This window comes from Idiomarina aquatica, assembly GCF_003987185.1.
In the GTDB taxonomy this organism is placed as follows: Bacteria; Pseudomonadota; Gammaproteobacteria; order Enterobacterales; family Alteromonadaceae; genus Idiomarina; species Idiomarina aquatica.
Genome location: NZ_PIPS01000002.1, coordinates 460,455 through 485,514, shown reverse-complemented (window position 1 = coordinate 485,514; position 25,060 = coordinate 460,455). Strand labels below are relative to the sequence as shown.

Genomic DNA, 25,060 nt, shown 5'->3' with positions numbered 1-25,060 from the left:
GAATTTAACCGTGTCCGTTACGTGCTGAACGTAACGACTCAGCCACTAAAAACGCCAATTCTAACACTTGGTCAGCATTAAGTCTTGGGTCACATTGTGTACGATAGCGGCTGGACAAATCCGACTCACTGATTTGATAGGCGCCACCGGTGCACTCAGTAACATCCTCACCGGTCATTTCCAGGTGAATACCGCCGGCATAGGTGCCCTCGGCCTGATGTACCGCGAAAAACTGGCGTAATTCCTTGTGGATCGCATCAAAATTACGCGTTTTCAAACCATTGTCGGCTTTCGTGGTATTGCCATGCATTGGGTCACTCGACCACACCACATGACGGCCTTCAGCCTTCACGCGACGCACCAGCTTCGGCAGGTTATCGGCCAAATTGTCCGCACCCATACGGCTAATGAGCGTAATTCGTCCGGCTTCGTTACCCGGGTTGAGAATATCCAACAGCTCGATCAGTTCGTCTTCCGGCATGGTTGGACCGACTTTAACGCCAATCGGGTTATGAATGCCGCGCATGAATTCGACGTGCGCGTGGTCCAACTGGCGGGTACGCTCACCGATCCAAATCATGTGCGCCGAGCAGTCGTAAGGCAACCCAGTCAGCGTGTCTGTACGAGTCAACGCTTGTTCATAAGGTAATAACAGCGCTTCGTGTGACGTAAACAGCTGTGTCTCGTGCAGGGTTGCGTTGGTCTCAGTGTTGATGCCCAACACTTCCATAAACTGCAACGCCGACTGAATTTGCTCGGCAATTTGCTGATAACGTTCTTTCAGCGGGTTGGTGGCTAAGAAGCCGAGGTTCCACTTATGCACTTTGTGCAAGTTCGCCAGACCACCCTGAGCAAAAGCACGCAACAGGTTAAGGGTCGCCGCTGAATGGTGATAAGCCTTCAGCATTCGTTGCGGGTCCGGCTGCCGCGCCGCCTCGGTAAAATCAATCCCGTTGATGATATCACCGCGATAACTCGGCAGGCTGACACCATCAATGGTTTCCAGATCGCTCGACCGTGGTTTTGCGTACTGTCCCGCCATGCGGGCAACCTTGGTGACAGGACAATTGCCGGCAAAGGTCATCACGATGGCCATTTGCAGGATCACTTTAAAGGTATCGCGAATTTTCGGCGCGTTGAAATCGCTAAAAGATTCGGCGCAGTCGCCGCCTTGCAACAAAAAGCCACGGCCGTGACAAACGTCCGTTAACTGTGTGCGTAAGGCACGGATTTCTTCAGCAAACACCAACGGTGGGTATTGGCTTAATTCCTGCTCAACCTGTTTTAGCTGTTCAGCGCTTTGGTAATTCGGCTGTTGTTTGATGGGCTTATCGCGCCAACTACGTGCATGCCACTGGCTCATAACTGCATACCCAGTTTGTAAATGATTCGGAACCCTCAAATCTAACGGGGATAGCGCCTAAAAGCAACGCTATCCCCGTGATATTAAGCGGTTATTTTGCGGCGCGTTGACGTAACACGTGAATTCGTTCATCCAAGGGCGGATGACTCATGAATAATTTGCTTAAGCCGCTGCGTTTGCCGTTGATACCAAACGCCAGCATGGTGCCATCAAGGCGTGATTCCTGCGCGCGTTTTAAGCGCTCCAGCGCTGCGATCATTTTGTGCGGACCGACCAACGCCGCTGACCCCGCATCGGCACGGAACTCACGCTGCCGCGAGAACCACATGACGATGATGCTGGCCAGCACCCCAAACACCACTTCCAGCAGCATCACGATGCCAAAGTAAGCGAAGCTACCCAGCCCACCGCCCTGCTGGTTGTTGCCGCGGGTGGCGTTATCAATAACGGAAGCAATGATGCGCGCAAAGAACATCACAAAGGTGTTCACCACCCCCTGGATCAGGGTTAAAGTCACCATATCGCCATTCGCAATGTGGCTGACCTCGTGCGCGAGCACCGCTTCGACTTCGTCCTGGCTCATGGCATCAAGCAGTCCGGTTGACACCGCCACCAGCGATTCTTTTTTACTGCGACCGGTGGCGAAGGCGTTCGGCTCAGGCGACTGATAGATAGCCACCTGCGGCATCGGCAGTCCAGCCTGTTGTGCCTGACGTCTGACGGTCTGCACTAACCACTGTTCGGCGCTGCTGCGCGGTGTCTCAATGACCCGCGCGCCGGTTGCGCGCAGTGCCATCCAACGTGACAACCACAGCGACACAAAGGCACCGCCAAAACCGAACAAGGCACAGAAAATCAACAACCCGCCGGCATTATTTAAACTGTAACCGGTGGCGTTACTGATCAAATTATAAATAAAACTGACCACCAGAATAATGGCCAGGTTCGTGGCAAGAAAAAGCGCAATTCTTTGCATAAGTTCCTCGGAAAAAAACCGCCTTAACTGACTGCGATATGGGTGTTCGATGACGTTTTTACAAGTTCATTTTAGGCGTTTTTCAGCAAAATATTTTTTACCCCGGGTAAATACTGGCTCAAATTGCGTTGCTGCCAGTCCGGCGTATGCGGGATCTCGCCTAAACACGGCGCCTTAAGGCGCTGTCGCAGGGTGTCGATGTTTTGCTGGCGAAACGGCATCGGCTCGGCGCCGGTATCAACGGCTATCCAACCGGCCAACTTACAACCGTCGGCGGTAATGGCGCGGGCTGATAACACCGCATGGTTTAAACAGCCAAGTTTCATGCCCACCACCAGGATAACTTCAGCGCCGCTGGTTTGGACAAACTCTGGCATGGTGTAGGTACGGCTGAGCGGTAATTCCCAACCGCCGGCGCCTTCAATCACTAAGGCGTCCGGCTGCAGAGCAAGCACTTCGGTTAGACTTTGTTGCAACCGCTCCGGAGTAATTTCAATGGCAGCCAGTTGTGCCGCAATGTGGGGGGCGATTGCGGGTTCGAATGCCAGCGGGTTGGTCAATGGGTAGTCGCACTCCATCGACATCGCTGCCCGCAAAACACGAGCATCGGCATTCATCCAACGATCCTGTTGCCATTCACAGCCTGAAGCAACGGGCTTCATCGCCAGCGTCTGCAGTTGCTGCTGATTTAAGGCGTCGAGTAAAGCTTTAGCGGCCACGGTCTTGCCCGCATCGGTATCGGTTCCGGTGATAAAATAGCGTTTTGTCATCTTTTCTTGATTAATTATGATTAACTAATTGTTAATTTGCTTGTTGAATTTAATGGACATAATAACCCAGGTTAATGGTAACCCTTGATCAGTCCGGAAACGTTCGTAGTGTTTGGAAAAGTTCGCAAACCGACGCGGTGTCATCAGCCCCGGCTGTTGCGAGCGCTCAACAAAACTGGCACCAACCCCTTTAATACTTTGCAGTAATGCACGGGTATCGACAAAATATTGCGTGTGCGTGGCCAGCTCAACGTCATAATCGTTGACCCCGGCCCGCGCTAAACAATCGGCGACGTCATCGACGGTTTTAAAAGATTGCGTATGCGGGTGCTGATCAACCGTCTCCCAACTGCGTTTAAGCTCAGCAAAGGTGCCGGCCACCGGCAGATTGAACAGTGCCTGGCCGTTGCCCTTCAATACCCGCTGCATTTCGGCGATGGCGGACTCGAGCCGTGCGCACCATTGCAGCGACAGGTTGGCAAAACACGCATCAAACTGATCGGCCGCAAACGGCAAGCGTTCCGCACTGCCCTGCAGCAGAGGTACCGTTACCGGGGTCTGCCGACGAGCCTGTTCAAGCATCCCCGCCGCCACATCGACGCCATAGTACTGAGCGGCCAAAGCGCTTAATTGCAGATAAAACGACGCCGGCCCACAGCCAATGTCCAATAACCGCCCCGCAACCGGCTGCAGGCGCTCGAGCAACTGTCCGCCGACGGTTTGCTGAATGGCGTGGTGACGAGTATAGTCGGCGGCCGCTTTGGAAAAATAGTGAGCGATACGGTTAGCCGTCGATGTTTCACTGATGGTGTTTACCTGGCTCATTCTGCAACGCCTTGGCTCGGAGTCTGATTCGGAGCATGGTTCAGAACATGGCTTGGCAATTGCTGCGCCACTTTATCAAGTGCTTGAGTCAGCGCCTTCAGGTGTTGTTCGGTATGGCCACTTTGCAGGCTGATACGAATACGTGAGGTACCGGCCGGTACCGTCGGTGGACGCACCGCACTGACCCAAATGCCCTGTTCGCGCAGTAACTGTGCCGCCGTCATCACCGCCTCGTCGTCACCAATGACCCAGGTCTGTATGGGCGAATCGGAATCGATGGTCGCCAGGCCGGCTTGCCGCATATAGCTTTTGAAGCGATCGATGTGCTGTGCCAGCTGTTGTCGCCTGCGTTCCCCTTCGTCGCTGCGAATGATCGCCAGCGAAGCCCTTATGGCAGCCGCCTGGGACGGTGGAAACGCCGTTGAATAGATGTATTCACGGCAAAACTGCACAAGTGTTTCGATATCATCGTCATTGCCGGCAACGAAGGCGCCGGCGACACCAAAGGCTTTACCAAAGGTACCGGTCAATAGTCGCGTCTGTTTATTTAACGACGCAAAACTGCCCAGCCCGGCAGAGTTCCAGACGCCCAACCCATGCGCATCGTCCAGTATCAGGTTGAGCTTTTGCTCAGCAACGGTCGTTGCTAATGCGGCTGCCGGCGCCCGATCGCCGTCCATACTAAAGGTGCCTTCGGTCACCAGCCAATCGCCCGGGTTGGCATTGAGCTCGTGCAAGGCGTTGTGATGAAACCGTTTAAAGCGCTTTTTGCTGTGCCGGATGCCGTCAATTAACGACGCGTGACTCAGTCGATCAAAATGAATCGTGCCGCTTTCAGGCAAGGTGGTCAGCACCCCGTGGTTGGCGGCAAAACCGCTGTTAAATAATAAGGTTCGTTGAACCCCTAACCATTCAGCCAGTTCTTGCTCCAGCGCCTGGTGCTGCAGACAATAGCCACTCAGTAACGGTGAGCCGCTACTGCCGGCCCCCCAATCGTTCAGCGCCTGCTGGGCCGCTGCAATCACCTCAGGGTGCTGGCTCAGCGACAAATAGTCGTTACCGGCGAACATGCCGTTTACGGTGGTGCTTTGGCGTGGCAGCCGACGCCGAAACAGCGACGACTGCCGGCGTTGATTAAGACGCGTCATAATAGCGGACTGGCTGCTCCTGTTCTTGCAACGCGTCACCAATCACCGCTTCGTGAATCTCATCGTCATAACCGTGATGCGGTTCCGGCTCGATACCTAGGCGCTCGAACAAGCGCAAATCTTTGTCTGCCTGCGGGTTAGCCGTCGTCAGTAGCTTCTCGCCGTAGAAAATCGAGTTTGCACCGGCGAGGAAACACAACGCCTGCATTTCGTCGGACATATCTTCACGACCGGCGGATAAGCGCACATGGGATTGCGGCATTAAAATACGTGCCACCGCGATGGTACGCACAAACTCCAGCGGATCCAGATCCTCCAACGCTTCGAACGGCGTGCCCTGAACTTTGACCAGCATGTTAATGGGTACACTCTCCGGGTGTTTCGGCAAATTGGCCAATTGCACCAACAGCGCCGCCCGGTCTCTGACCGACTCGCCCATGCCTACGATGCCCCCGGCACAGACTTTCATGCCGGCATCACGGACATTTTTTAAGGTCTGCAAACGGTCCTCATAGGTACGGGTGGTAATGATGTCACCATAAAACTCCGGCGAAGTATCCAGGTTGTGGTTGTAATAATCTAATCCGGATTGCTGCAACAGCTTCGCCTGTGGCTCACTCAGCATCCCCAGTGTCATACAGGTTTCCAGGCCGAGTGCCTTAACGCCCTTAATCATCTCGATAAGGTATGGCATATCGCGATCTTTTGGGTTACGCCAGGCCGCGCCCATGCAAAAACGGCTGGCGCCTTTGGCTTTAGCCGCCTCGGCCTCGGCCAGTACTTTCTGCACTTCCATTAAGCGTTCGCGATCAAGACCGGTGTGATAATGCGCGCTTTGCGGACAGTATTTACAATCTTCCGGGCAGGCGCCGGTTTTGATTGAGAGCAGCGTGCTGACCTGAACTTGGTTGGGGTTAAAGTGCCTGCGGTGCGTGCTTTGGGCATCAAAAAGCAGGTCATTGAATGGTTTGGTCAGTAGCGCTTCCACTTCTTCAACGCGCCAGTCGTTTCTTATTGTTTGCGGGGTTGTTTGCATAACTTAATCCGGTTTGACGTCAACAAATGTCGACTAGGGTATGCGAGAACGGTAGACTGTCAACGAAAAGGCAACTATTAAACTTTACTAGTGGTTAATTATTATACTATGACACCCTCTTTAACAACCCGCTCCTGGCAACAGCAACTGGATTTCGACCAACGTCACCTATGGCACCCTTACACGTCGATGACGGATCCGTTGCCCTGTTACCACGTCAAAACGGCCAATGGCTGCGACATCGAACTTTCCAGCGGTGAGCGTCTGGTGGATGGCATGTCGTCCTGGTGGGCGGCCATTCATGGCTATAATCATCCGCGCCTGAATGCGGCCGCGCATCAGCAAATCGATCGTTTGTCTCACGTCATGTTCGGAGGGCTCACTCATGAACCGGCCGTCACCCTGGCAGAACGACTCATCAAACTGACGCCGGCCGGTCTCGACCGGGTGTTTATCGCTGATTCCGGTTCGGTCAGTGTTGAGGTGGCCATCAAAATGGCGTTGCAATACTGGGTGGGTCGTGAACAACCGCAGAAAAACCAGCTGCTGACGGTGCGCGGTGGCTATCATGGCGATACCTTCGCCGCGATGTCAGTATGCGACCCGGTCAACGGTATGCATCATTTATTTAAGCACGCACTGTGTAATCAACAATTTGTCGATAAACCCCGACTCAGTTTCTGGCAAGACTGGGACCCTGCAGAAGAACACCAATTACGGCAGGTGTTTGAGCAACAGCACCAGCGCTTAGCCGCGGTCATTCTCGAACCTGTGGTGCAGGGAGCCGGCGGGATGCGGATGTATCACCCCAATTATCTTCGGGTGCTGCGTTCACTGTGTGATGAGTTTGGTTTATTGCTGATTTGCGATGAAATTGCCACCGGCTTTGGCCGCAGCGGCAAACTGTTTGCGTCGGAGTTTGCCGACATCACACCGGATATTCTGTGTGTGGGTAAGGCACTCACCAGTGGCTATATGACCTTGGCCGCTGTCGTCACCAACGCCGATGTGGCAACCGCTGTCAGTGCTGAAAAAGCCGGTGGCGCACTGATGCATGGCCCTACCTTTATGGGCAATCCACTGGCGTGTGCGGTGGCGGCCGAATCGCTGGCAATGATCGCCGAAGGTCACTGGCAACAGCAGGTGGCACAGATAGAACAGCAATTGCAACAGCAACTGAATCCGTTGCAACAACTCGCCGGCGTTAATGAGGTACGGGTGTTGGGCGCCATTGGCGTGGTCGAAATGCAGCAGCCGATTGATGTGGCCGCAGCACAACAGTTATTCATTCAACGCGGGGTGTGGATCCGACCGTTTGGCCGCTTGTTATACATAATGCCGCCCTACCTTATCGAGCCAGAACAGCTCAGTCGGGTGACCGCGGCCATGGCGGAATACGCCCGCTCGGTGTCCGCTTAAGCCGGTGGCATCGGCTCAAAACCCAAACAGGTAGAGTGCGATGCCGCCCAACAACGTAAAAATCAGGATCAGGTTGTTGATCCAGATATGCTGGCGGTGGCGACTGAATAACATCAGATTGATGGTAAAGGTTATCAGGCTGGTCAACAGCCCAAAGAGCAACAGTATGATAAACAGGTCGCCCAGCGTAATGTGCCAGTGTGTGCGCACGTCAACGCCAAATATTTCGGTCAGCAGGGTCTCGTGTTCGGGACGGGCGTAATGATAAACAATCAGTGCCGCAACAAAGATGCACCAGCCAATGATCGACAGCCAGCCGAGTACCCGACTCCAGAAAGACAGTTTTTTCAGTTCATCGATGCTGCCGACACGCATGGACATTTCCCGCAATTCGTGGACAAATAAGCTAATGTTACTCTTGAGTCTGCGCCAAAGCGCGGTAACATAGCAACCTTTATCGAAAATTTTGTATTACACACCAGTATTTCGGAGATCAATAACTCATGTCGTACGCTTCGGTAGTTGATGTTTTGGCAGGTAAAGTAGCGGTTGATGATACCGTTACCGTGCGCGGCTGGGTGCGTACCCGGCGCGATTCAAAAGCAGGTATTTCCTTTATCAACGTCCATGATGGCTCGTGCTTTGACGCTATTCAGGCGGTCGTTCCTGCTGAGCTGCCGAATTATCAGTCAGAAGTGTTAAAGCTGACCACCGGCTGCTCGGTCGCGATTACCGGCATCGTGGTTGAATCTCAGGGTAAAGGTCAGTCCTACGAGCTGCAGGCGACCGGCGTTAAAGTGTACGGCTGGGTTGAAGATCCGGACATCTATCCGATGGCACCGAAACGTCACAGCATGGAATACTTACGGGAATACGCGCATCTGCGTCCGCGCACAAACGTAACCGGTGCAGTCATGCGGGTTCGCAATACCCTGTCGCAGGCGATCCACCGCTTTTTCCATGAGCACGGTTATCTGTGGGTCAGCACCCCTATCATTACCACCTCTGACTGTGAAGGTGCCGGTGAAATGTTCCGGGTATCGACACTGGATTTGTTAAACGTACCGAAGACCGAAACCGGTGAAGTGGATTTCAGTGAAGACTTTTTTGGTAAAGAAGCCTTTTTAACCGTATCCGGACAGTTGAACGTCGAGTCCTATGCCTGTTCACTCAGCAAGGTGTATACCTTCGGACCGACCTTCCGCGCCGAAAACTCCAACACCAGTCGTCACCTGTCTGAGTTTTGGATGGTGGAGCCGGAAGTTGCCTTTGCTGACTTAAACGACATCGCGCACTTGGCTGAAGATATGCTGAAGTACGTGTTTAAAGCCGTGCTCGAAGAACGCCCGGACGATATGGCGTTTTTCCAACAACGCATTAATTCAGAGGTTATCGAGCGGCTGGAAAAAATGGTCGACGCTGATTTTGTGCACATGGATTACACCGACGCGATTGAGATCCTGCAAAACTGCGGCAAGAAATTTGAGTACCCGGTGGAATGGGGTGTCGATTTACAATCCGAACACGAACGGTACCTGGCCGAAGAACACGTCGGCGCACCAATCATTCTGAAGAACTACCCACGCGACATTAAAGCGTTTTATATGCGTCAGAATGACGATGGCAAAACCGTTGCCGCAATGGACGTGCTGGCACCGGGCATCGGCGAAATCATTGGTGGCAGCGCACGGGAAGAACGTCTCGACGTGCTCGATAAGCGCATCGAAGAGATGAATCTGCCGGCCGAAGAATATGGTTTCTACCGCGACTTACGCCGTTACGGCAGTGTCCCTCACGCCGGTTTTGGGCTTGGCTTTGAACGTCTGGTCGCCTACGTAACTGGGATGCAGAACATTCGCGACGTGATTCCGTTCCCACGGGCACCAAAATCTGCGCAGTTCTGATTGCTATAAACACGATGAATCACAAAAAAGCCGGCAGTTGCCGGCTTTTTTATGGGACCTTGATCATCGTCATCAGGCGATAACTATATCGGTGGCTTTTTGGAAGAACGCCGAGGGATCCTGCGCTGGTTTAATCGGGGTTGGTACCGCCGGTGTGCCAATATAAAGAAAGCCGACAATCTCATCGTCTGGCCCGCAACCAAGTTGCTCACGAACGTAGTCATCTTCAGCCAGCCAGCCGGTGCGCCAAATTGCGCCCAGACCTTGTGCAAAACACGCTTGTTGCATTGCCATGGTGGCGCAGGCAACGCTGGCAAATTGTTCGTGCCGCGGCACTTTATCGTTATCGACATAGCGCAGACAACTGGCAATGATCAATGGCGCGCGAAACGGGATTTGACCCGCCTGCTCGACCCGCTCGTCGGAAAAATCATTGAATCGTGCCGCCTGCTGGTAGATGTCTGCCAGAATTTTACGATCCGCACCGAGAAACTCAATAAAACGGTACGGCGATAAATTCATATGATCGGGCACCCGAATGGCTGCTTGGCGAATAATATCAAGTTGTATAGGGGTCGGAGCCGGCTCAATCAGCCGCGGCATTGACGAGCGAGTTGTTAATAGGTCCAATGCGTCCATGAGTATCCTCTGACTGTTACAAATTTGTCACGCTTCGTTACATAATTACTGTGGTTTCTCGACCTTGGATTGTATAAGCTAAAAAATAATAAATAGTAAGAAGCGAGAAGTTATGCGGTATATAGGCTCAATGTTCCGGTATTTGTGGCGTTTTATCAACGGCATTCGCGTTATTTTATTGAATGTCATCTTTTTTGCGCTGTTGATTGGTTTTTTTGCATTAATGTTGCAGGAAGAGGAACCCGTTGAGGTCCCTGAAAATGGCATCTTAGTGCTCAATCCACAGGGGATCCTGGTAGAAGAAGAAACCTACATCGATCCGGTTGACCAGTTCTTCAATAAAGCACTGGGCGCCGACGATCAGATTCCTGAAGTATTGTTAACGGACGTTGTTAAGGCGCTGGAAAAAGCCAAAAACGACGATCGCATAGGCGCCGTATTCCTCGATTTATCCGGGTTGTACCCCAGCGGTATCAATAAACTGCAACGCGTTGCGGCCGCCATTAATGACTTCAAAACCACCAATAAACCGGTCATTACCGCTGCCGATTATTATGCTCAGCATCAATATTATCTCGCTGCGCACGCTGACACGGTTTATCTGAACCCATTAGGTTCCGTTGCTTTCGACGGGTTTGAGTACGGTCAGATTTACTTTAAAGGGCTGTTGGAAAAGCTCAAGCTTAAGCCGCACGTGTTTAAAGTGGGCGAATACAAATCTGCGGTTGAGCCGTTCATCCGTGACAACATGTCTGACGAAGCGCGCGAAGCCAATGCGTTCTTGTACAACGATTTATGGCAACAGTTTAAACGCGATGTCACTCATCAGCGTGATCTAGGCGACGCCTTCGTTAAAGGCGAGCTGGCGCCTTATATGGAAGCCTTTGAACAAGCCGATGCCGATATGGCACAGATGGCGCTGCAGGCGAATCTGGTTGATGCATTGAAAACGCGGGCTGAAGTGCGCAACGAACTGATTAACCTGGCCGGTTATGACGACGATAAAGAAACCTATCGCCACGTTGCGTTTGCCAATTACCTGGCGGAGCGCAACGGTGAAGAAGACGTTGCCCTGCCCGGTCAGGAACGTCCGCAAATTGCGGTTGTGGTTGCCCGTGGGCAAATCGTCAACGGCAGTCGCCGTGCCGGTATGATTGGTGGTGACAGTACCGCCGAGCTGATCCGCAAGGCACGTGAAGACGACAACACCAAAGCCATTGTTTTACGTATCGACAGCCCCGGCGGCAGTGGTTTTGCGTCAGAAATTATTCGCCAGGAAATTCTAGAAGCGAAGAAGCAAGGGATTCCTGTGATCGCGTCAATGAGTACCGTGGCCGCGTCCGGAGGTTACTGGATTGCTGCCGATGCTGACCAGATTTGGGCCGCACCGAGCACCATTACCGGTTCGATTGGTGTTTTTGGCCTGATGATCACGGCCGAAGACAGTGCCAACGCCATCGGTATTAACAGCGACTCTTACAGCACCACCGAATTGCCGTCCATCAATACCCTTGAGGGCATTACCGACGCGCAGAAAACCCTGTTGCAACGCTCAACCGAAAGCTTTTACGACTACTTCCTGGAGGTTGTTGCAAACGCGCGCGGTATGACCAAAGCCGAAGTGGATGCCGTTGCGCAAGGCCGCATCTGGACCGGTAGCCAGGCACAGGAACGCGGCCTGGTGGACTTCCTGGGTGACTTTGATGATGCCGTAACGGCGGCAGCTGAAGCGGCTGGCATTGAAGATTACCGAGTAAAAACCATCGAGCAGAGCCTGACACCACAGCAACAATTTTTTGCTGAGTTATTGGGCGACGCCGCCGTACAAAGCGTACTGTCAACCACGGTCGACAATGATGCGCAACATTGGTTAATGGGAACGGTGAATAACGTCCTGCAACAGAGCAAATCGTTGCAGAACTTTAATGACCCGAAAAATATTTATTCCTACTGTGCACTGTGTCCGCAACCGCGATAAACTATTGGCCATGATTCAGCAGTAAAACGGATAGATCATGGCCAATAAGCGTAAACGCATTTATGTTGCCTACACCGGCGGTACCATAGGAATGCAAAAATCGGCTCAGGGATACGTGCCAGTGGCAGGTCACCTGAGCCAATGTGTTGAACGGATGCCGGAATTTTTCCGCGAGGAAATGCCCGAATTTACCATCCACGAATACCAACCGCTGATGGATTCGTCAGACATGTCGCCGGCGGACTGGGTCATGATCGCCCGCGATATCGAATCCCACTACAACGATTACGATGGTTTTGTCATTCTGCATGGCACCGACACCATGGCGTATACCGCCTCTGCGCTGTCGTTTATGCTGCAGAACCTGGCCAAACCGGTGATAGTGACCGGTTCTCAGATACCGCTTTCTGCGCTGCGCAGCGACGGTCAGACCAACTTGCTCAATTCCCTGTATATTGCCGCCAATTACCCCATCCACGAGGTCGGCTTATTTTTTAATAACACCCTCTACCGCGGTAACCGCTCGACCAAAGCTGACGCCAACGGCTTTAATGCCTTTGCTTCGCCGAATTTTCCGCCGTTGCTGGAGGCAGGCATCGAAATTAAGGTTAACGCTGGTAAGTTAAGGGAAGTCCAGCAGAATCAGCTCAAAGTCGTTGAAATGACACCGCAGCCGATTGGTGTGGTGATGTTGTACCCGGGCATTTCCGCCGAGCTTATCGACAATCAGCTAAAACAACCGGTCAAAGCAATGATCATACAAAGCTACGGCGTTGGTAATGCCCCTCAGGACAAACGTTTATTAGACAGCTTTAAGCGTGGTATCGAGCAAGGCATTACCATTGTTAATTGTACCCAGTGCTTTCGTGGTCGCGTTAACATGGGCGGTTATGCCACCGGCAATGCGCTGGCGGAGCTGGGCGTAGTCTCGGGATCCGACATGACCATTGAAGCGGCGCTCACAAAGTTGCATTATTTACTGTCACAAAATCTCTCTGCCGAGGTTATTGCCGAACGTTTGGTCGATAATTTACGCGGCGAGCTCACTGTCGACGTTGCGCAGTAGTCGACTGAACTTCATCCTAACGATAATAATAACAATATGACACAAAGTTCACCGGCATTTGCCACCCGAATCGGTTTTATCCTGGCTGCAGCGGGCTCCGCTGTCGGCGTTGGTAATATTTGGGGCTTCCCTACTCAGGCCGCCAGTAATGGCGGTGGTGCCTTTCTGCTCGTGTATTTGGTGATGATTGCCGTACTGGCCTACCCAATGCTGGTTGCCGAAGTCACCATTGGCCGTATTCGTCGACAGAATCCCATCGAGGCATTACGCAATTTATCCGAGCGTCCTTTCTGGCGAGGCTTTGGTTTGCTCAGCGGCATCGTCGGACTGGTCGTGTTAAGTCTGATTTTGAGTTTCTATGCGATTGTTTCCGGCTGGTTGATCGCCTACATGTTGGCACCGTTGATGGAATTACTGGGGCTGGCTGCAACCGCGGAATGGCTTTTGACGTTCTCGCTGGAACGAAACCTCATTACCATGCTGTTTTTTATGCTACTGACCATTTATGTGGTGCGTTCGGGGGTTAATGACGGTATCGAGCGCTGGTCACGCCGGTTAATGCCATTATTGTTCATATTACTGGTGGGTATGGCAGCGTACATTTTGACGCTTGACGGCGCCATTGAGGGCTTAAAGATGTATCTGGTACCGGACTTTTCCGCGGTATCGGATCCGAACTTGATCATTCGTGCTATGGGACAGGCCTTTTTCTCGCTGTCGCTCGGTGTTTGCGTAATGATGACCTACGGCGCCTATCTGTCAGAGCAAGAGAATATTCCTAAGACCGCAGCCTGGGTGGCCGGCATTGATACCTCGGTGGCCTTTTTGGCCGGGTTGTTGATATTGCCAGCGATGTTTGTGGCGCAAAATAACGGGGTCGCGATTTACGCCGACGATGGGTCGCTGTTGTCCGCTGATACCCTGGTGTTTACGGTGTTACCGGCGATGTTCGATACCTTGGGAGCGGCCGGCCCTTTTGTGGCGATTGGCTTCTTCCTGTTGATGGTGATCGCTGCCATTACCTCGTCCATATCCATGCTCGAAGCACCGGTTAACGCATTGCGCGAGGAAACCCGTTGTGATCGCCATGCCGGCGTTTGGGTGGTCGCCTTGCTGGTAACCGTGCTGTCCACCGTCATCATCTATCACTTCGAGCAGTTATTCAGCGCGGTGATTACCCTCAGTACCGTGTACATGCAACCCATCATGGCGCTGGTGTTTGGCGTTATGTTGACCTGGGTATTACGGCAAAACCGGTTGCTTAAGGCGTTGCAGCAAGGGTCACCGGACATCGGCCAGAGTTGGTTCTGGAAAATCTGGCCGTGGTATGTAAAGTTTGTATGCCCGGTGTTGATTTTATTGGTGATTTGGCGCGGTTAAGCGACCGCGCTAAATCACCAGCAGATCCATAAATTCGTGTACCGCAGTGCGGCGAAGGTCTTCAGCATTGCGGTACAGCGCCATGATTTTGGCGACCCGTTGACGCGGAAAACGTGTTGCTAAATTACGCTCAAACTTCTCTGCCAGTACCTTGAATCCCTCCTCACGACGACGGCGGTGACCAATAGGGTATTCCACCTCGACTTTGTCGGTATGGCTACCGTCGTTGAAAAATACCTGCACGGCGTTAGCGATGGACCGTTTTTCAGGCTCGTGATAATCACGACTGTAACGCTCATCTTCAATCACCACCATTTTCTCGCGTAGTTCATCAATCTCAGGGTGACGCTGATGAAACTCGTCCTCGTAATGATCCGCGGTTAATTCACCAAACAACAATGGTACTGCGGTCATATATTGCAAACAGTGGTCGCGATCGGCAGGATTCGCCAATGCCCCCTCTTTCGAGATGATGCGAATCGCTGACTCGTGCGTGGTTAACTCAATGCGTTCAATTTCATTGATGCGGTCGACGACCTGCGGATGTAAGGTAACCGCGGCTTCGCAGGCGGTTTGTGCATGAAACTCAGCGGGGAACGACAGCTTGAACAGAATGTTTTCCATAACATAGCTGCCGTATTGGCGCTGAAAGGTAAATTTCCGCTGCGTCTCCGGTTTCAATTTCTGGTCTTTATTGGTCTTACTGAAAAGAACATCATAAAAGCCCCACTGTGGCGCCGACAACGCACCCGGGATACCCATTTCTCCACGCAGGCTGATATCGGCCAGCCGCACGGCGCGCGAGGTCGCATCACCGGCCGCCCAGGATTTGCGAGAACCGGCATTCGGCGCATGTCGATAGGTTCGCAATGCCTGACCATCGACCCAGGCTTGCGAAATCGCGGCCATGATCTGTTCGCGGTTGCCGCCCCACAGCCAGGTCGCTACCGCCGTGGAGGCAACCTTAACCAACACCACATGATCGAGACCAACGCGGTTAAAGCTGTTTTCGATGGCCAAGTTGCCCTGGATTTCATGGGCTTTGATCATAGCTTCTAATACCACAGCCATAGTCAGAGGCTGTTGTCCCTTTCTGACCCGCTGTTGCGAAATGAAATCGGCCAACGCCAGAATGGCTCCGAGGTTATCCGATGGATGTCCCCACTCGGCTGCCAGCCAGGTGTCGTTAAAGTCCAGCCAACGCACGATACAGCCGATGTCCCAGGCCGCTTTTACTGGGTCAAGCCGAAACGAAGTTCCGGGTACCCGCGCGCCATCAGGAACCTGAGTGCCTTCTACCAGCGGACCCAGGTGCTTAGTACACTCGGGAAAACGTAATGCCAGCAAACCACAGCCGATGGTATCGGCGAGGCAATGACGTGCGGTTTGCCAGGCTTCTTCGGATTCTACCCGGTAATTGAGGACATAATCGGCAATCGCCTGAATTTCTTCGTCGTAATCGGGTCTTTCGTTGCGTTCAACCGTTGAACTCATACTCGGACTCCCTGTTATCTGATGCATGATCGTCTTCATTTTACTTACGAAAACTGAGCACGATCCGATCGATAGATAAAAAAAACCCGGAACCAATCCAAATTGTTCCGGGTATAGGGGAATGGCTCATGGGATGAGCCGTGCGCTAACTCATTAATCTGTTCATTTTTTAGTCTAGACAAAAATCTAAAAAAACCACAACTTTTTTTACATTTTTTTAACGCAATGAAAAATAACCAAAGAAACCAGTCATGCCCAAGTTATCCACAGCTTAAACAGAGCCTTTAAACAGCTTATAATAATTGGCCGTGGTGGTTTCAGCGACCTGTTGCAGGGTAATCCCCTTCACATCCGCTACACACTTCGCCACGTCCACAACATAGGCCGGCTGGTTCTGTTTGCCGCGATGGGGAACCGGTGCCAACCAAGGGCTGTCGGTTTCAATCAGTAAATGTTCCAGTGGCAACGCTTTCACCACCTCACGCAGTTCTTTGGCGTTGGCAAAGGACGCAATACCCGAAATCGAGATGTAGAAACCCAACTCGTCAATGGCACGTTTTGCCATCTCTAATGACTCGGTAAAGCAATGCAAAACACCACCAGCTTGCTCTGCCCGCCCCTCTTTAAGCAGCGCTAAGGTGTCTTCTCTGGCATCGCGGGTGTGGATGATTAACGGTTTATCAAGTTCTTGCGCCACCTGAATGTGCTCGGCAAAATGTTGCTGTTGCAGTTGCTTGCTTTCCGGATGATAGAAATAGTCCAAACCAGTTTCGCCAATCGCAACCACCGAGGGTTGCTGGGCCAGCTCACGCAGCCGCTTGCCGACGTCATTGACCGGCGTCTGGCTGTCTTGCACATACAACGGATGCACACCACAGGAAATCGACACATCAGAGTACTCCGCTACGGCGTTTCGCATAGCGTCAAAGTCTTCCAGCGTGACACAGACACAGAGCATATGCTCGACCTGACGTTCGCGCGCATTACTGATGATCTGTGGTAACTCTGCTCCAATCTTTGCAGGGTCGATTTTATCGAGGTGGCAATGCGAATCAACGTACATCCGGACTCCTGAAATTAACGTTTAATGACACAGTTAACGAAATATTGAGCCGATCAGTTTACCATACTCAGTTTGGTAGTCATGGGTAAGCCGCCGAATTCGTGCTTCGATGTCGTTATCGTTGTCTTCATGGATCAGCAGTCCCAGCCAGCGATTGTCCGGATTATTGCGCGGGTTCAACCAGCAACAGACCTGTGCGGTCACGGTCGATGACGGTGTCGAGCAATCCGGCAGCGTTAACGTTAACGACAGCCGGGTCCCCATTGCCGGTACCTGATGACCCGGGCTGAGCGGCACAAAAATAACAAGTTGTTCAAACCGGTGTAGCGTGCTTTGTGCCAGTGTTTGTGGATCGTTAAAGCGATGAGCCAGATGGAGAGGAGAAGTCATGTTGAGCCCATTGTTGCCAATAAAGACTTAACAATAGACCTAAGTTGAGGCCTTTGGCCTGCTGAAATCGCTGACGTAATTGTCGGCATTCATGGACGGCGTGCAGCAAGGCATTCGGATCGACCCGATATTGCTGCTGCCAGCTACGGTAACGTTGTTGCAGCGAGCCAAAGTGCATGCGTGAAGCCGCGACACCCTGCTGCGTCGCCAGCAAGTCGAGTAACAGATGTTCACTGATATCGAGCCACTGTTGCGCGTCATCCTTAGTTTTGATGACCGGCGGCAGTGCCCCTTCAAACCAACTGGTGTATAGGCTCGCGGCCAATTCGTCGTGGCCATCGTCGGCCTTCGCCGGCAGTGCCAGATTGATCCACTGCATGCGACTGCGCAGTGTCGGCAGTAAATGATCCGGCTGCTCAACCGCCAACAGCCAGAACATTCCGGCCGGAGGCTCTTCCAGCACTTTCAAAATCGCATTACTGGCCTGCTCGGTCAGTTTATCGGCCGGTCGCAACACCGCGACCCGGGCGCCACCCTGGTTGGCCGTCTGCACCAGCTTGCGCTGTAACTGTCTGACCTCATCGATACCAATGCTGTTCTCGTCGGTTGCGTCAATTTGCCAGAAGTCCGGATGATTACCAGCTTTAAACAACAAACAGGATTTACACTGACCACAGGCGTTTTTGCCCGGCTGCCGGCACAACAAATAATTGGCCAGGGTCAGTAAAAACTGTTCACTGCCCAGTTGCGGCTGATGGCGCATATAATAGGCGTGCGCCAAGCGCTGTTGCTCGGCACTTTTTAACAGCTTCAACCAAGGTTCACGCAGCCACGGGAAACTCATGTAAACAAGTTCTCCTCAATGGCACGCAAAATATCCTGATGCACTTGCTGCATCGCTTGACCCGCGTCGATGGTTACCACACGAGGATTGGTGGCTGCCAATTGACGATAGCGTAGTCGTGTGCGCTCGAAAAACGCCAGGTCTTCCTGTTCAAAACGATCCAGTTCGCCGCGGCCTCTGGCACGCTGCAGGCCCTGTTGCGCATCAATATCAAGGTACAGGGTTAAATCCGGTTCAAAGTCACCCAGCGTCAATTGCTTTAAGGATTTTAGCGTTTCCGCACCCAGTTGCCGGCCGCCGCCCTGATAGGCCTGCGACGACAGATCATGGCGGTCGCCGATCACCCAGCGGTTTTTCTGTAAGGCCGGTTTTATCACATTATCAACCAGTTGCACCCGGCTTGCGTACATCAGCAATAGCTCAGTCATCGAGCTGACGTTTTCTTGCCATTCCTGTTTGACCAGTTCTCGCAACGCCTCAGCCAGCGGTGTTCCGCCCGGTTCACGGACGGTCTCGGCGCGTATGCCCTTGGCCTGTAAATGGCTTACAATGCTTGCAATCGCCGTGCTTTTGCCGGCGCCCTCAAGCCCTTCAATAACAATAAATTTACCGCTCATTGTTCTCCCTGAGAATCGTCCGTTGCTGTGTTCAGCTGATATTTTCGCACCGCTTTGTTATGTTCCTCGAGCGTTTTTGAAAACACATGACCGCCCTCACCGTTGGCGACAAAATAAAAATAGTCGGATTGCGCCGGATCAGCGGCAGCCCTTAGTGAGGCCTCTGACACCATGGCAATTGGCGTTGGTGGTAAGCCGTCAATACGATAGGTATTGTATGCGGTTTTTTCACGTAAATGGGCGCGGGTCAGGTTGCCGTCAAACGCTTCAATGCCATAGATGGTGGTTGGATCCGACTGCAATCGCATACCGGTCGCCATACGGTTGGCAAACACACTCGCCACCATAGCTCGTTCACCGTCGATGCCGGTTTCCTTTTCGATGATGGAGGCTAAGATCAACAACTCATAAGGCGTATCGACCGGACAGTCGGCGCTGCGCTGCTGCCAGATTTCATCGAGTTTTTGCTGCATCGCCTGATAGGCGCGGCGTAAAATGTCTTTATCCGTTTTATCTGCGCGATAATGATAGGTTTCCGGCAGAAACAGACCTTCGGCGTTTGTATAACCGTCAATAAAGTCGAGCTGTTCAATCAGGTTATCCGGCCGCAGTGTGGCTTTCAAAAAGGGCTGCGCCTGCAAATGCTTTAACCATTGTTCAATTCGCAGCCCTTCCACCAAGGTGACGCTAAATTGCATTTCATCACCGCGCTCAAGCTTCTGCCAGAGCGTTTGCCAACTGTCCGTCGGACTCACCTGGTAGACCCCGGCCTGTAACCGGTCAATACCGATCAACAACTGACTCAGTCGATAGTCAATGCGATCACTGTCGCGTTTTAGGTGGTCATTAATCTGCGCAATGATATGGCGCGCACTGTCTCCTCGTTGAACCCGCAACATTAACGGTTCCGAGAACGTGGTGCGGCTGACAAACGGGGTCTGCAGATATTCCAGCGCGAACCAGCGGCCGCCAACGATGGCTGCAGCGATTAGGATAAGCGCAATGACAATGAATTTTTTCATTCGATCAACAGGTTGAGTTGCTCTGGTAAATCGGAGGTACTTAAGACTTTATCATTTAATCGCACAATTGGCACGACTCCACGCACGGAATTACAGGTAAAGACTTGTTCCGCAGCCAGCACATCATCCAGCTCAAACTCGCCCTGTATGACCTCTCCTAACCAGTTATGCTCACAAATCACTTGTCGTGCGACACCGGCCACGCCCGCCATTGTCAGCGATGGTGTATACCAACGCTTGCCATGCCGCCAAAATAGATTGCCCTGACAGGTCTCCACCACATAATTTTGTTGATCGAGCACCAATAAATCCTGGTAGCCGCGCTGCTGCCGTTCATTAGCGAGCATTACCTGCTCCAACCGGTTGAGCGTTTTTAAACCGGCGAAACACGGTTGTCGTGCCAGCCTCAGCTCCGCAATACCCACCTCGCTCAGCGATGACGGCAACGCCGGTAATGTTGAGGTGCTGATATACACCGTCGGTTCAGCATCCGCTGCCGCCTGATAGCCACGCCCGCCCTGGCCACGGGTAATGATGATTTTAGCGACATCGGCGGGTGTTGCAGCCAATGCCTGTTGCAGCCAAGTTTCGACCTGTTGCATATCCGGCACCGGCATAGCTAACCGTTGACAAGCGGTGATCAACCGTTGCTGATGATGGCCCCACCAAAGGGGTTTTTGCTTGCTGATGCGCAGCGTTGTAAAGTGGCCGTCGCCAAATTGCAGCCCACGATCCAGGCCGCCGGTATGCGCTTCACCATTTTGCCAGAACATTGTGTTTCGCGCCCTCTTCTCGGTTTATGCTACAGATACAAAAAAGGCAGCCCCAATGGACTGCCTTTTGCAAACGCTGTGCGTTGATTAGTCGTCTGAATGAGCAGACACGTAATCGATAGCCGCTTGAACGGTTTTGATTTTCTCTGCTTCTTCATCAGGAATCTCAGTTTCGAACTCTTCTTCCAGAGCCATTACCAGCTCAACGGTGTCAAGAGAGTCAGCACCCAGATCGTTTTCGAATGAAGCTTCAGGCTTTACTTCTTCTTCTTTAACGCCCAGTTGTTCAACGATGATTTTTTTTACGCGTTCTTCAATAGTGCTCATGATAGTAAAATCCTTCAATAGTCGTCACGAGTGTGAAAATTGGCTGTAGTGTAGTGAAACCAGCCTCAATAATAAAGCAAAAATTCGTTAAAAGTTAAGAGGTCGTACCCCTGACCGATAAAATGTCAGTGAACGCGCTCTTATACCATCGCCATACCACCGTTAACGTGAATCGTTTCGCCGGTGATGTAAGCGGCGCCCGGAGAAGCCAGGAAGCTAACCGCAGCGGCAACTTCTTCCGGTTTACCCAAGCGTTCTGCCGGAATATTGGCAAAGATCGCTTGTTTCTGATCATCCGTCAACGCTTTGGTCATGTCCGTATCAATAAAGCCCGGCGCCACACAATTGACGGTGATGCCGCGCGCAGCGACTTCCTTAGCAAGCGACTTACTGAAACCGACCAAACCGGCTTTGGCCGCACAATAGTTTACCTGACCCGGGTTACCTGTGGTACCCACGACAGAACTGATGTTGATGATGCGACCGCTGCGACGCTTCATCATGCCGCGGATAACCGCCTTACAAACCCGGAATACCGCTGATAAGTTGGTGTTGATGACCGCTTCCCACTCATCGTCTTTCATGCGCATCATCAGGTTATCACGGGTGATGCCGGCATTGTTGACCAGAATATCAATTTTACCGTACTCTTTTTCAAGTCCCTTGATGGTGTCAGTAAGCTGCTCGGTATCAGTAACATTCAATGCAATGCCTTTACCGTTGTCGCCTAAGTACTCATCAATGGCAGCGGCACCTTGCTCGGATGTGGCGGTGCCGATGACAAAGGCGCCCTGCGCCACGAGTGATTCGGCGATGGCACGGCCGATACCACGACTGGCACCGGTTACCAGTGCAACCTGTTCTGTCAGTGACTGCATGATGTCCCCTCTTTATTATGGCGTTGCTATCGTATCCGCGCTGTTCAGCGCAGTACACGAAAAAGATTTTGTGATTCGTTTATTCAAGCCGGTCAGTACTTTTCCCGGCCCCACTTCGTAGGCTTTCTCGATACCCATTTGCGCCAACGTCTCAACCGTTTCGGTCCAGCGTACCGGATAATACAACTGTCGCACCAGTGCGTCTTTAATGGCCTCTTCATCGCTGTTGGCACTGACATCGACGTTATTGATGACCGCCACCGATGGTTTGTGGAAAACCACCTCTTTCAGCGCTGCTCGCAGCTGCTCTGCAGCGGGTTTCATCAGTTCGCAATGCGACGGCACACTGACCGGTAATGGCAACACCCGCTTCGCCCCGGCTTCTTTCAGTGCCTCGGCAGCACGCGCAACGGCGTCTTTATGACCGGCAATAACCACCTGTCCCGGTGAGTTGTAATTAACCGGTGTGACCACTTCATCACCAGCCTGCTGTTGGCAGATCTCTGCAATGGTATCGTCGTCCAGGCCAATCACCGCAGCCATGGCACCGACTCCCGGCGCTACCGCACTCTGCATGGCCTCGCCCCGCAACGCAACCAGCCGCACGGCGTCTTTAAAGTCAATACAACCGGCACAAACCAGCGCTGAGTATTCGCCTAAGCTATGGCCGGCCATGGCGCTAACGTCAGTAAGACCATTGGCCCGTGCAACCCGGTACAGCGCAACGCTGGCAGTAAGCAACGCCGGCTGTGTCTTGCGGGTGTCGTTCAGCTGCTGTTCTGGACCGTTTTGCACCAATTGCCATAGGTCATAGCCCAGCACTTCGCTGGCTTCAGCGAAGGTTTCTTCGATTTGCGGATAATCCGCTGCCAGGTCAGCTAACATGCCGACCGTTTGCGAGCCCTGACCCGGAAAGAGTAATGCGGTTTGTGTCATGTTGTCCTCTTAATACTTAACTAATGCGGAACCCCAGGCGAAACCTCCGCCAAAAGCTTCCAATAATAAGGTCTGACCGCGTTTAATGCGGCCGTCTCGTACCGCCCAATCCAGCGCAATAGGCACCGACGCGGCCGAGGTATTACCTGTTTGATCCAACGTCACGACAACTTGTTCCATCGGCATGGCCAATTTTTTTGCTGTCGCTTTAATAATGCGTAAATTCGCCTGATGCGGTATCAGCCAATCGAGGTCCTGGGCACTCATGTCGTTAGCTTTTAGTGTTTGGGTAACCAGCTCACTCAACTTGGCCACCGCCACTCGAAACACCTCATTGCCTTTCATGTACATCCAACTGCTTTCCGGTGTACCTTCGGCGGTCAGTCCGCGAGCGTTGCGTACCGGCTGTTTTGCACCTAACAAGTGACCATATTCACCGGCACTGTATAAATGGGTCGACAGGATACCAGGCTGACTATCGGCCTCAATCACCACCGCTCCGGCACCGTCACCGAACAATACGATGGTATTACGATCCTGCGGATCACACAATCGTGCCAGTACGTCGGTACCGACCACCAGAATACGTTGATGCTGACCGCTGCGGATAAACTGATCGGCAACGCTCAGTGCATAAATAAAACCAGAACAGGCTGCACCGACATCAAACGCCGGGATCGAGCTGACACCGAGCATTTTTTGGATCTCACACGCGGCGCTGGGAAAGGCATGTTCCGCTGAGGTTGTGGCAACCACAATCATGTCCAGATCGGCGGCTTGCCAACCGGCGGCATCTAGCGCCTGTTTCGCGGCTTCGTAGCCAAGTGTCGCGGCTGACTCAGTGGCTGATGCCAGGCGCCGTTCTTTAATACCAGTGCGCTCGGTTATCCATTCATCAGACGTGTCAACGCGACGAGATAAATCGTCATTTGTAAGTCGCTGTTGCGGCAGGTAATGGCCCGTTCCAGCGATTTTTGAATAGCTCATAAAGGTGCTTAATGTTGTTCTAATAGGACCGACTCAACCCGATCTTTAATTCGTTCGGGGAGTTGCGCTTGCGCTTCGATTATCGCTTGTCGTATGGCACTGCCAAAGGCTTTGGCATTAGCACTACCATGACTTTTGATAACCACTCCACGCAATCCTATCAAACTGGCACCGTTATAGTGGTCGGGCTTCAGGCGTTCCCAGGATTTTTGGGTACGTTTTTGCAGAAAACGGAAGAACCAGCGATACATCCAGTGTGACATCAACGCTGATTTTAGTTGCTCGACAATCAGGGTCGCCAGGCCTTCGCAACTTTTTAGGGCGATATTACCGACAAAACCATCGCACACGATAACGTCGGCTTTGCCGCTGAATAAGTGATTGCCTTCGACAAAACCCTGATAATTTACATGCTCGGATTCGGTCAGCCGCAGCGCCGCATTTTTCACCACGTCGTTGCCTTTAATCTCTTCCTCACCCATGTTCAATAACGCAACTTTCGGGCTCGGTGCATTTTCCAGCACTTGTGCGGCTACGCTGCCCATCACCCCAAATTGAAATAAGGTTTCGGAGTCACAGCTGGCGTTTGCGCCTAAATCCAATAAGTACGACCGCCCGCCCTGTTGGTTCGGTAGCGCAGCCATCAATGCCGGGCGTAACACGCCGGGCAGGGTTTTTAACTGGAAATAGGCTTTCGCCATGAGCGCACCGGTATTACCACCGCTGATGACCGCATCGGCCTCGCCTTTACTGAGCAGTTCCAGCGCAACACTCATCGAGGAGTTCGGTTTTGATCGCAGTGCCTGACCGGGTTTGTCGTCCATGTGCACGACTTGTTCGGCATTGATCAGGGTAACTTGGGGGTGTTCGTGCAGACCATGCTGTTGCAGCAGTGGCGTTAAACTATCGCTTTGTCCGACGACAAAAAAATGATGTGAGGAACATTCATGAAGCTGCTGAGCCAGTGCTTCAATTACAATAGAGGGGCCGTTGTCGCCCCCCATTGCATCAATCGCTAACTTAATTTCAGGCATGGCCTGAGAATTACTTGTTAACGACCTTACGACCTTTGTAGTAACCATCAGCTGTTACGTGGTGGCGACGATGAGTCTCACCAGAGGTAGAGTCAACCGACAGTGTAGGGCCGCTGAGTGCATCGTGTGAACGACGCATGTCGCGCTTTGAACGACTTTTACGATTCTGTTGAACAGCCATTTACGCTATC

At 52.5% G+C, this 25,060-nt stretch carries 26 protein-coding genes; 5 read left to right on the top strand and 21 right to left on the bottom strand.

What is annotated here, in order from left to right; translation table 11 throughout:
- Window positions 1–4 precede the first annotated feature (4 nt).
- From CWE23_RS09150 to bioB, 6 genes are all read right to left on the bottom strand, one after another.
- Window positions 5–1,363, bottom strand: coding sequence for a class II 3-deoxy-7-phosphoheptulonate synthase (locus tag CWE23_RS09150; RefSeq protein ID WP_105306434.1), 1,359 nt, complete (start codon window positions 1,361–1,363; stop codon window positions 5–7).
- A 91-nt stretch (window positions 1,364–1,454) separates the two neighbouring features.
- The gene (htpX, locus tag CWE23_RS09145; protein WP_126820063.1) at window positions 1,455–2,339 is read right to left on the bottom strand and encodes a protease HtpX; all 885 of its coding nucleotides are present in this window, start codon (window positions 2,337–2,339) and stop codon (window positions 1,455–1,457) included.
- Between the two features lie 71 nt (window positions 2,340–2,410).
- Window positions 2,411–3,109: a dethiobiotin synthase gene (gene bioD, locus CWE23_RS09140; RefSeq protein ID WP_105306436.1), complete on the bottom strand. Its 699-nt coding sequence runs from the start codon at window positions 3,107–3,109 to the stop codon at window positions 2,411–2,413.
- A gap of 24 nt (window positions 3,110–3,133) precedes the next feature.
- On the bottom strand, window positions 3,134–3,934 hold the full coding sequence (locus CWE23_RS09135; protein ID WP_126820062.1) for a methyltransferase domain-containing protein: 801 nt from the start codon (window positions 3,932–3,934) through the stop codon (window positions 3,134–3,136).
- Complete coding sequence (locus CWE23_RS09130) at window positions 3,931–5,082, bottom strand: aminotransferase class I/II-fold pyridoxal phosphate-dependent enzyme (protein ID WP_126820061.1); 1,152 nt, start codon at window positions 5,080–5,082, stop codon at window positions 3,931–3,933. Before CWE23_RS09130 ends, CWE23_RS09135 begins: the two co-directional genes overlap by 4 nt.
- Window positions 5,069–6,118: a biotin synthase BioB gene (bioB, locus tag CWE23_RS09125; protein WP_126820060.1), complete on the bottom strand. Its 1,050-nt coding sequence runs from the start codon at window positions 6,116–6,118 to the stop codon at window positions 5,069–5,071. The genes CWE23_RS09130 and bioB overlap by 14 nt, the downstream gene beginning before the upstream one ends.
- Before the next feature lie 108 nt (window positions 6,119–6,226).
- On the opposite strand from bioB, the gene bioA reads away from it, so the two are divergent.
- Window positions 6,227–7,537: an adenosylmethionine--8-amino-7-oxononanoate transaminase gene (gene bioA / locus CWE23_RS09120; protein WP_126820059.1), complete on the top strand. Its 1,311-nt coding sequence runs from the start codon at window positions 6,227–6,229 to the stop codon at window positions 7,535–7,537.
- A 15-nt stretch (window positions 7,538–7,552) separates the two neighbouring features.
- Here the strand turns inward: bioA and CWE23_RS09115 are convergent, their stop codons facing one another.
- Complete coding sequence (locus CWE23_RS09115; RefSeq protein WP_241970598.1) at window positions 7,553–7,918, bottom strand: hypothetical protein; 366 nt, start codon at window positions 7,916–7,918, stop codon at window positions 7,553–7,555.
- 122 nt (window positions 7,919–8,040) lie between these two features.
- Here CWE23_RS09115 and asnS point away from each other — a divergent pair, with 122 nt between their 5' ends.
- The gene (asnS, locus tag CWE23_RS09110; RefSeq protein ID WP_126820058.1) at window positions 8,041–9,441 is read left to right on the top strand and encodes an asparagine--tRNA ligase; all 1,401 of its coding nucleotides are present in this window, start codon (window positions 8,041–8,043) and stop codon (window positions 9,439–9,441) included.
- A gap of 72 nt (window positions 9,442–9,513) precedes the next feature.
- Here asnS and CWE23_RS09105 read toward each other — a convergent pair whose 3' ends face one another.
- On the bottom strand, window positions 9,514–10,080 hold the full coding sequence (locus CWE23_RS09105; protein ID WP_105306441.1) for a nitroreductase family protein: 567 nt from the start codon (window positions 10,078–10,080) through the stop codon (window positions 9,514–9,516).
- A gap of 112 nt (window positions 10,081–10,192) precedes the next feature.
- Between CWE23_RS09105 and sppA the strand changes: the two genes are divergently transcribed.
- From sppA to CWE23_RS09090, 3 genes are read left to right on the top strand one after another with little or no spacing between them, the layout of a single operon-like run.
- Window positions 10,193–12,058, top strand: coding sequence for a signal peptide peptidase SppA (gene sppA, locus CWE23_RS09100; protein ID WP_198678822.1), 1,866 nt, complete (start codon window positions 10,193–10,195; stop codon window positions 12,056–12,058).
- Between the two features lie 37 nt (window positions 12,059–12,095).
- Window positions 12,096–13,124: an asparaginase gene (gene ansA, locus CWE23_RS09095; RefSeq protein WP_105306442.1), complete on the top strand. Its 1,029-nt coding sequence runs from the start codon at window positions 12,096–12,098 to the stop codon at window positions 13,122–13,124.
- A gap of 36 nt (window positions 13,125–13,160) precedes the next feature.
- Window positions 13,161–14,504: a sodium-dependent transporter gene (locus CWE23_RS09090; RefSeq protein WP_126820057.1), complete on the top strand. Its 1,344-nt coding sequence runs from the start codon at window positions 13,161–13,163 to the stop codon at window positions 14,502–14,504.
- A gap of 9 nt (window positions 14,505–14,513) precedes the next feature.
- On the opposite strand, the gene CWE23_RS09085 is transcribed toward CWE23_RS09090, so the two are convergent.
- The 13 genes from CWE23_RS09085 to rpmF form a co-directional block, all read right to left on the bottom strand.
- Window positions 14,514–15,998, bottom strand: a complete 1,485-nt coding sequence (locus CWE23_RS09085) for a bifunctional 2-methylcitrate dehydratase/aconitate hydratase (protein ID WP_126820056.1) — start codon at window positions 15,996–15,998, stop codon at window positions 14,514–14,516.
- A 271-nt stretch (window positions 15,999–16,269) separates the two neighbouring features.
- Window positions 16,270–17,061 carry a TatD family hydrolase gene (locus tag CWE23_RS09080; protein ID WP_105306445.1) on the bottom strand — a complete coding sequence of 264 codons (792 nt, stop codon included), beginning with the start codon at window positions 17,059–17,061 and terminating at the stop codon, window positions 16,270–16,272.
- Between the two features lie 33 nt (window positions 17,062–17,094).
- A complete protein-coding gene (locus tag CWE23_RS09075) occupies window positions 17,095–17,451 on the bottom strand; it encodes a hypothetical protein (protein ID WP_105306446.1) in 357 nt (118 codons plus the stop codon).
- Window positions 17,417–18,295 carry a DNA polymerase III subunit delta' gene (locus tag CWE23_RS09070; RefSeq protein ID WP_126820055.1) on the bottom strand — a complete coding sequence of 293 codons (879 nt, stop codon included), beginning with the start codon at window positions 18,293–18,295 and terminating at the stop codon, window positions 17,417–17,419. The genes CWE23_RS09075 and CWE23_RS09070 overlap by 35 nt, the downstream gene beginning before the upstream one ends.
- A complete protein-coding gene (tmk, locus tag CWE23_RS09065) occupies window positions 18,292–18,912 on the bottom strand; it encodes a dTMP kinase (protein WP_105306448.1) in 621 nt (206 codons plus the stop codon). The genes CWE23_RS09070 and tmk overlap by 4 nt, the downstream gene beginning before the upstream one ends.
- Window positions 18,909–19,934, bottom strand: a complete 1,026-nt coding sequence (gene mltG / locus CWE23_RS09060; protein ID WP_105306449.1) for an endolytic transglycosylase MltG — start codon at window positions 19,932–19,934, stop codon at window positions 18,909–18,911. The genes tmk and mltG overlap by 4 nt, the downstream gene beginning before the upstream one ends.
- Window positions 19,931–20,707 carry an aminodeoxychorismate lyase gene (gene pabC, locus CWE23_RS09055; protein WP_126820054.1) on the bottom strand — a complete coding sequence of 259 codons (777 nt, stop codon included), beginning with the start codon at window positions 20,705–20,707 and terminating at the stop codon, window positions 19,931–19,933. Before pabC ends, mltG begins: the two co-directional genes overlap by 4 nt.
- An 87-nt stretch (window positions 20,708–20,794) precedes the next feature.
- Window positions 20,795–21,034 (bottom strand): acyl carrier protein, encoded by a 240-nt coding sequence (acpP, locus tag CWE23_RS09050; RefSeq protein ID WP_105306451.1) that lies wholly within the window; start codon window positions 21,032–21,034, stop codon window positions 20,795–20,797.
- 140 nt (window positions 21,035–21,174) lie between these two features.
- Window positions 21,175–21,912: a 3-oxoacyl-ACP reductase FabG gene (fabG, locus tag CWE23_RS09045; protein ID WP_105306452.1), complete on the bottom strand. Its 738-nt coding sequence runs from the start codon at window positions 21,910–21,912 to the stop codon at window positions 21,175–21,177.
- Window positions 21,913–21,927: 15 nt separating this feature from the next.
- The gene (gene fabD, locus CWE23_RS09040) at window positions 21,928–22,848 is read right to left on the bottom strand and encodes an ACP S-malonyltransferase (RefSeq protein ID WP_105306453.1); all 921 of its coding nucleotides are present in this window, start codon (window positions 22,846–22,848) and stop codon (window positions 21,928–21,930) included.
- A 9-nt stretch (window positions 22,849–22,857) separates the two neighbouring features.
- A complete protein-coding gene (locus tag CWE23_RS09035; protein WP_105306454.1) occupies window positions 22,858–23,835 on the bottom strand; it encodes a beta-ketoacyl-ACP synthase III in 978 nt (325 codons plus the stop codon).
- An 8-nt stretch (window positions 23,836–23,843) separates the two neighbouring features.
- Window positions 23,844–24,869 (bottom strand): phosphate acyltransferase PlsX, encoded by a 1,026-nt coding sequence (gene plsX, locus CWE23_RS09030; protein WP_105306455.1) that lies wholly within the window; start codon window positions 24,867–24,869, stop codon window positions 23,844–23,846.
- Between the two features lie 10 nt (window positions 24,870–24,879).
- Window positions 24,880–25,050, bottom strand: a complete 171-nt coding sequence (gene rpmF, locus CWE23_RS09025) for a 50S ribosomal protein L32 (RefSeq protein WP_006955319.1) — start codon at window positions 25,048–25,050, stop codon at window positions 24,880–24,882.
- Between the last annotated feature and the right edge of the window lie 10 nt (window positions 25,051–25,060).

Coding starts and splice junctions, on each gene's coding strand:
- fabD (WP_105306453.1), bottom strand. CDS start 22,848: ATGACACAAACCGCATTACTCTTTCCGGGTCAGGGCTCGCAAACGGTC.
- CWE23_RS09105 (WP_105306441.1), bottom strand. CDS start 10,080: ATGGACGCATTGGACCTATTAACAACTCGCTCGTCAATGCCGCGGCTG.
- fabG (WP_105306452.1), bottom strand. CDS start 21,912: ATGCAGTCACTGACAGAACAGGTTGCACTGGTAACCGGTGCCAGTCGT.
- tmk (WP_105306448.1), bottom strand. CDS start 18,912: ATGAGCGGTAAATTTATTGTTATTGAAGGGCTTGAGGGCGCCGGCAAA.
- CWE23_RS09090 (WP_126820057.1), top strand. CDS start 13,161: ATGACACAAAGTTCACCGGCATTTGCCACCCGAATCGGTTTTATCCTG.
- CWE23_RS09085 (WP_126820056.1), bottom strand. CDS start 15,998: ATGAGTTCAACGGTTGAACGCAACGAAAGACCCGATTACGACGAAGAA.
- plsX (WP_105306455.1), bottom strand. CDS start 24,869: ATGCCTGAAATTAAGTTAGCGATTGATGCAATGGGGGGCGACAACGGC.
- CWE23_RS09130 (WP_126820061.1), bottom strand. CDS start 5,082: ATGACGCGTCTTAATCAACGCCGGCAGTCGTCGCTGTTTCGGCGTCGG.
- rpmF (WP_006955319.1), bottom strand. CDS start 25,050: ATGGCTGTTCAACAGAATCGTAAAAGTCGTTCAAAGCGCGACATGCGT.
- acpP (WP_105306451.1), bottom strand. CDS start 21,034: ATGAGCACTATTGAAGAACGCGTAAAAAAAATCATCGTTGAACAACTG.
- bioD (WP_105306436.1), bottom strand. CDS start 3,109: ATGACAAAACGCTATTTTATCACCGGAACCGATACCGATGCGGGCAAG.
- CWE23_RS09035 (WP_105306454.1), bottom strand. CDS start 23,835: ATGAGCTATTCAAAAATCGCTGGAACGGGCCATTACCTGCCGCAACAG.
- asnS (WP_126820058.1), top strand. CDS start 8,041: ATGTCGTACGCTTCGGTAGTTGATGTTTTGGCAGGTAAAGTAGCGGTT.
- htpX (WP_126820063.1), bottom strand. CDS start 2,339: ATGCAAAGAATTGCGCTTTTTCTTGCCACGAACCTGGCCATTATTCTG.
- CWE23_RS09080 (WP_105306445.1), bottom strand. CDS start 17,061: ATGTACGTTGATTCGCATTGCCACCTCGATAAAATCGACCCTGCAAAG.
- sppA (WP_198678822.1), top strand. CDS start 10,193: ATGCGGTATATAGGCTCAATGTTCCGGTATTTGTGGCGTTTTATCAAC.
- mltG (WP_105306449.1), bottom strand. CDS start 19,934: ATGAAAAAATTCATTGTCATTGCGCTTATCCTAATCGCTGCAGCCATC.
- CWE23_RS09135 (WP_126820062.1), bottom strand. CDS start 3,934: ATGAGCCAGGTAAACACCATCAGTGAAACATCGACGGCTAACCGTATC.
- bioA (WP_126820059.1), top strand. CDS start 6,227: ATGACACCCTCTTTAACAACCCGCTCCTGGCAACAGCAACTGGATTTC.
- pabC (WP_126820054.1), bottom strand. CDS start 20,707: ATGTTCTGGCAAAATGGTGAAGCGCATACCGGCGGCCTGGATCGTGGG.
- ansA (WP_105306442.1), top strand. CDS start 12,096: ATGGCCAATAAGCGTAAACGCATTTATGTTGCCTACACCGGCGGTACC.
- bioB (WP_126820060.1), bottom strand. CDS start 6,118: ATGCAAACAACCCCGCAAACAATAAGAAACGACTGGCGCGTTGAAGAA.
- CWE23_RS09075 (WP_105306446.1), bottom strand. CDS start 17,451: ATGACTTCTCCTCTCCATCTGGCTCATCGCTTTAACGATCCACAAACA.
- CWE23_RS09115 (WP_241970598.1), bottom strand. CDS start 7,918: ATGTCCATGCGTGTCGGCAGCATCGATGAACTGAAAAAACTGTCTTTC.
- CWE23_RS09150 (WP_105306434.1), bottom strand. CDS start 1,363: ATGAGCCAGTGGCATGCACGTAGTTGGCGCGATAAGCCCATCAAACAA.
- CWE23_RS09070 (WP_126820055.1), bottom strand. CDS start 18,295: ATGAGTTTCCCGTGGCTGCGTGAACCTTGGTTGAAGCTGTTAAAAAGT.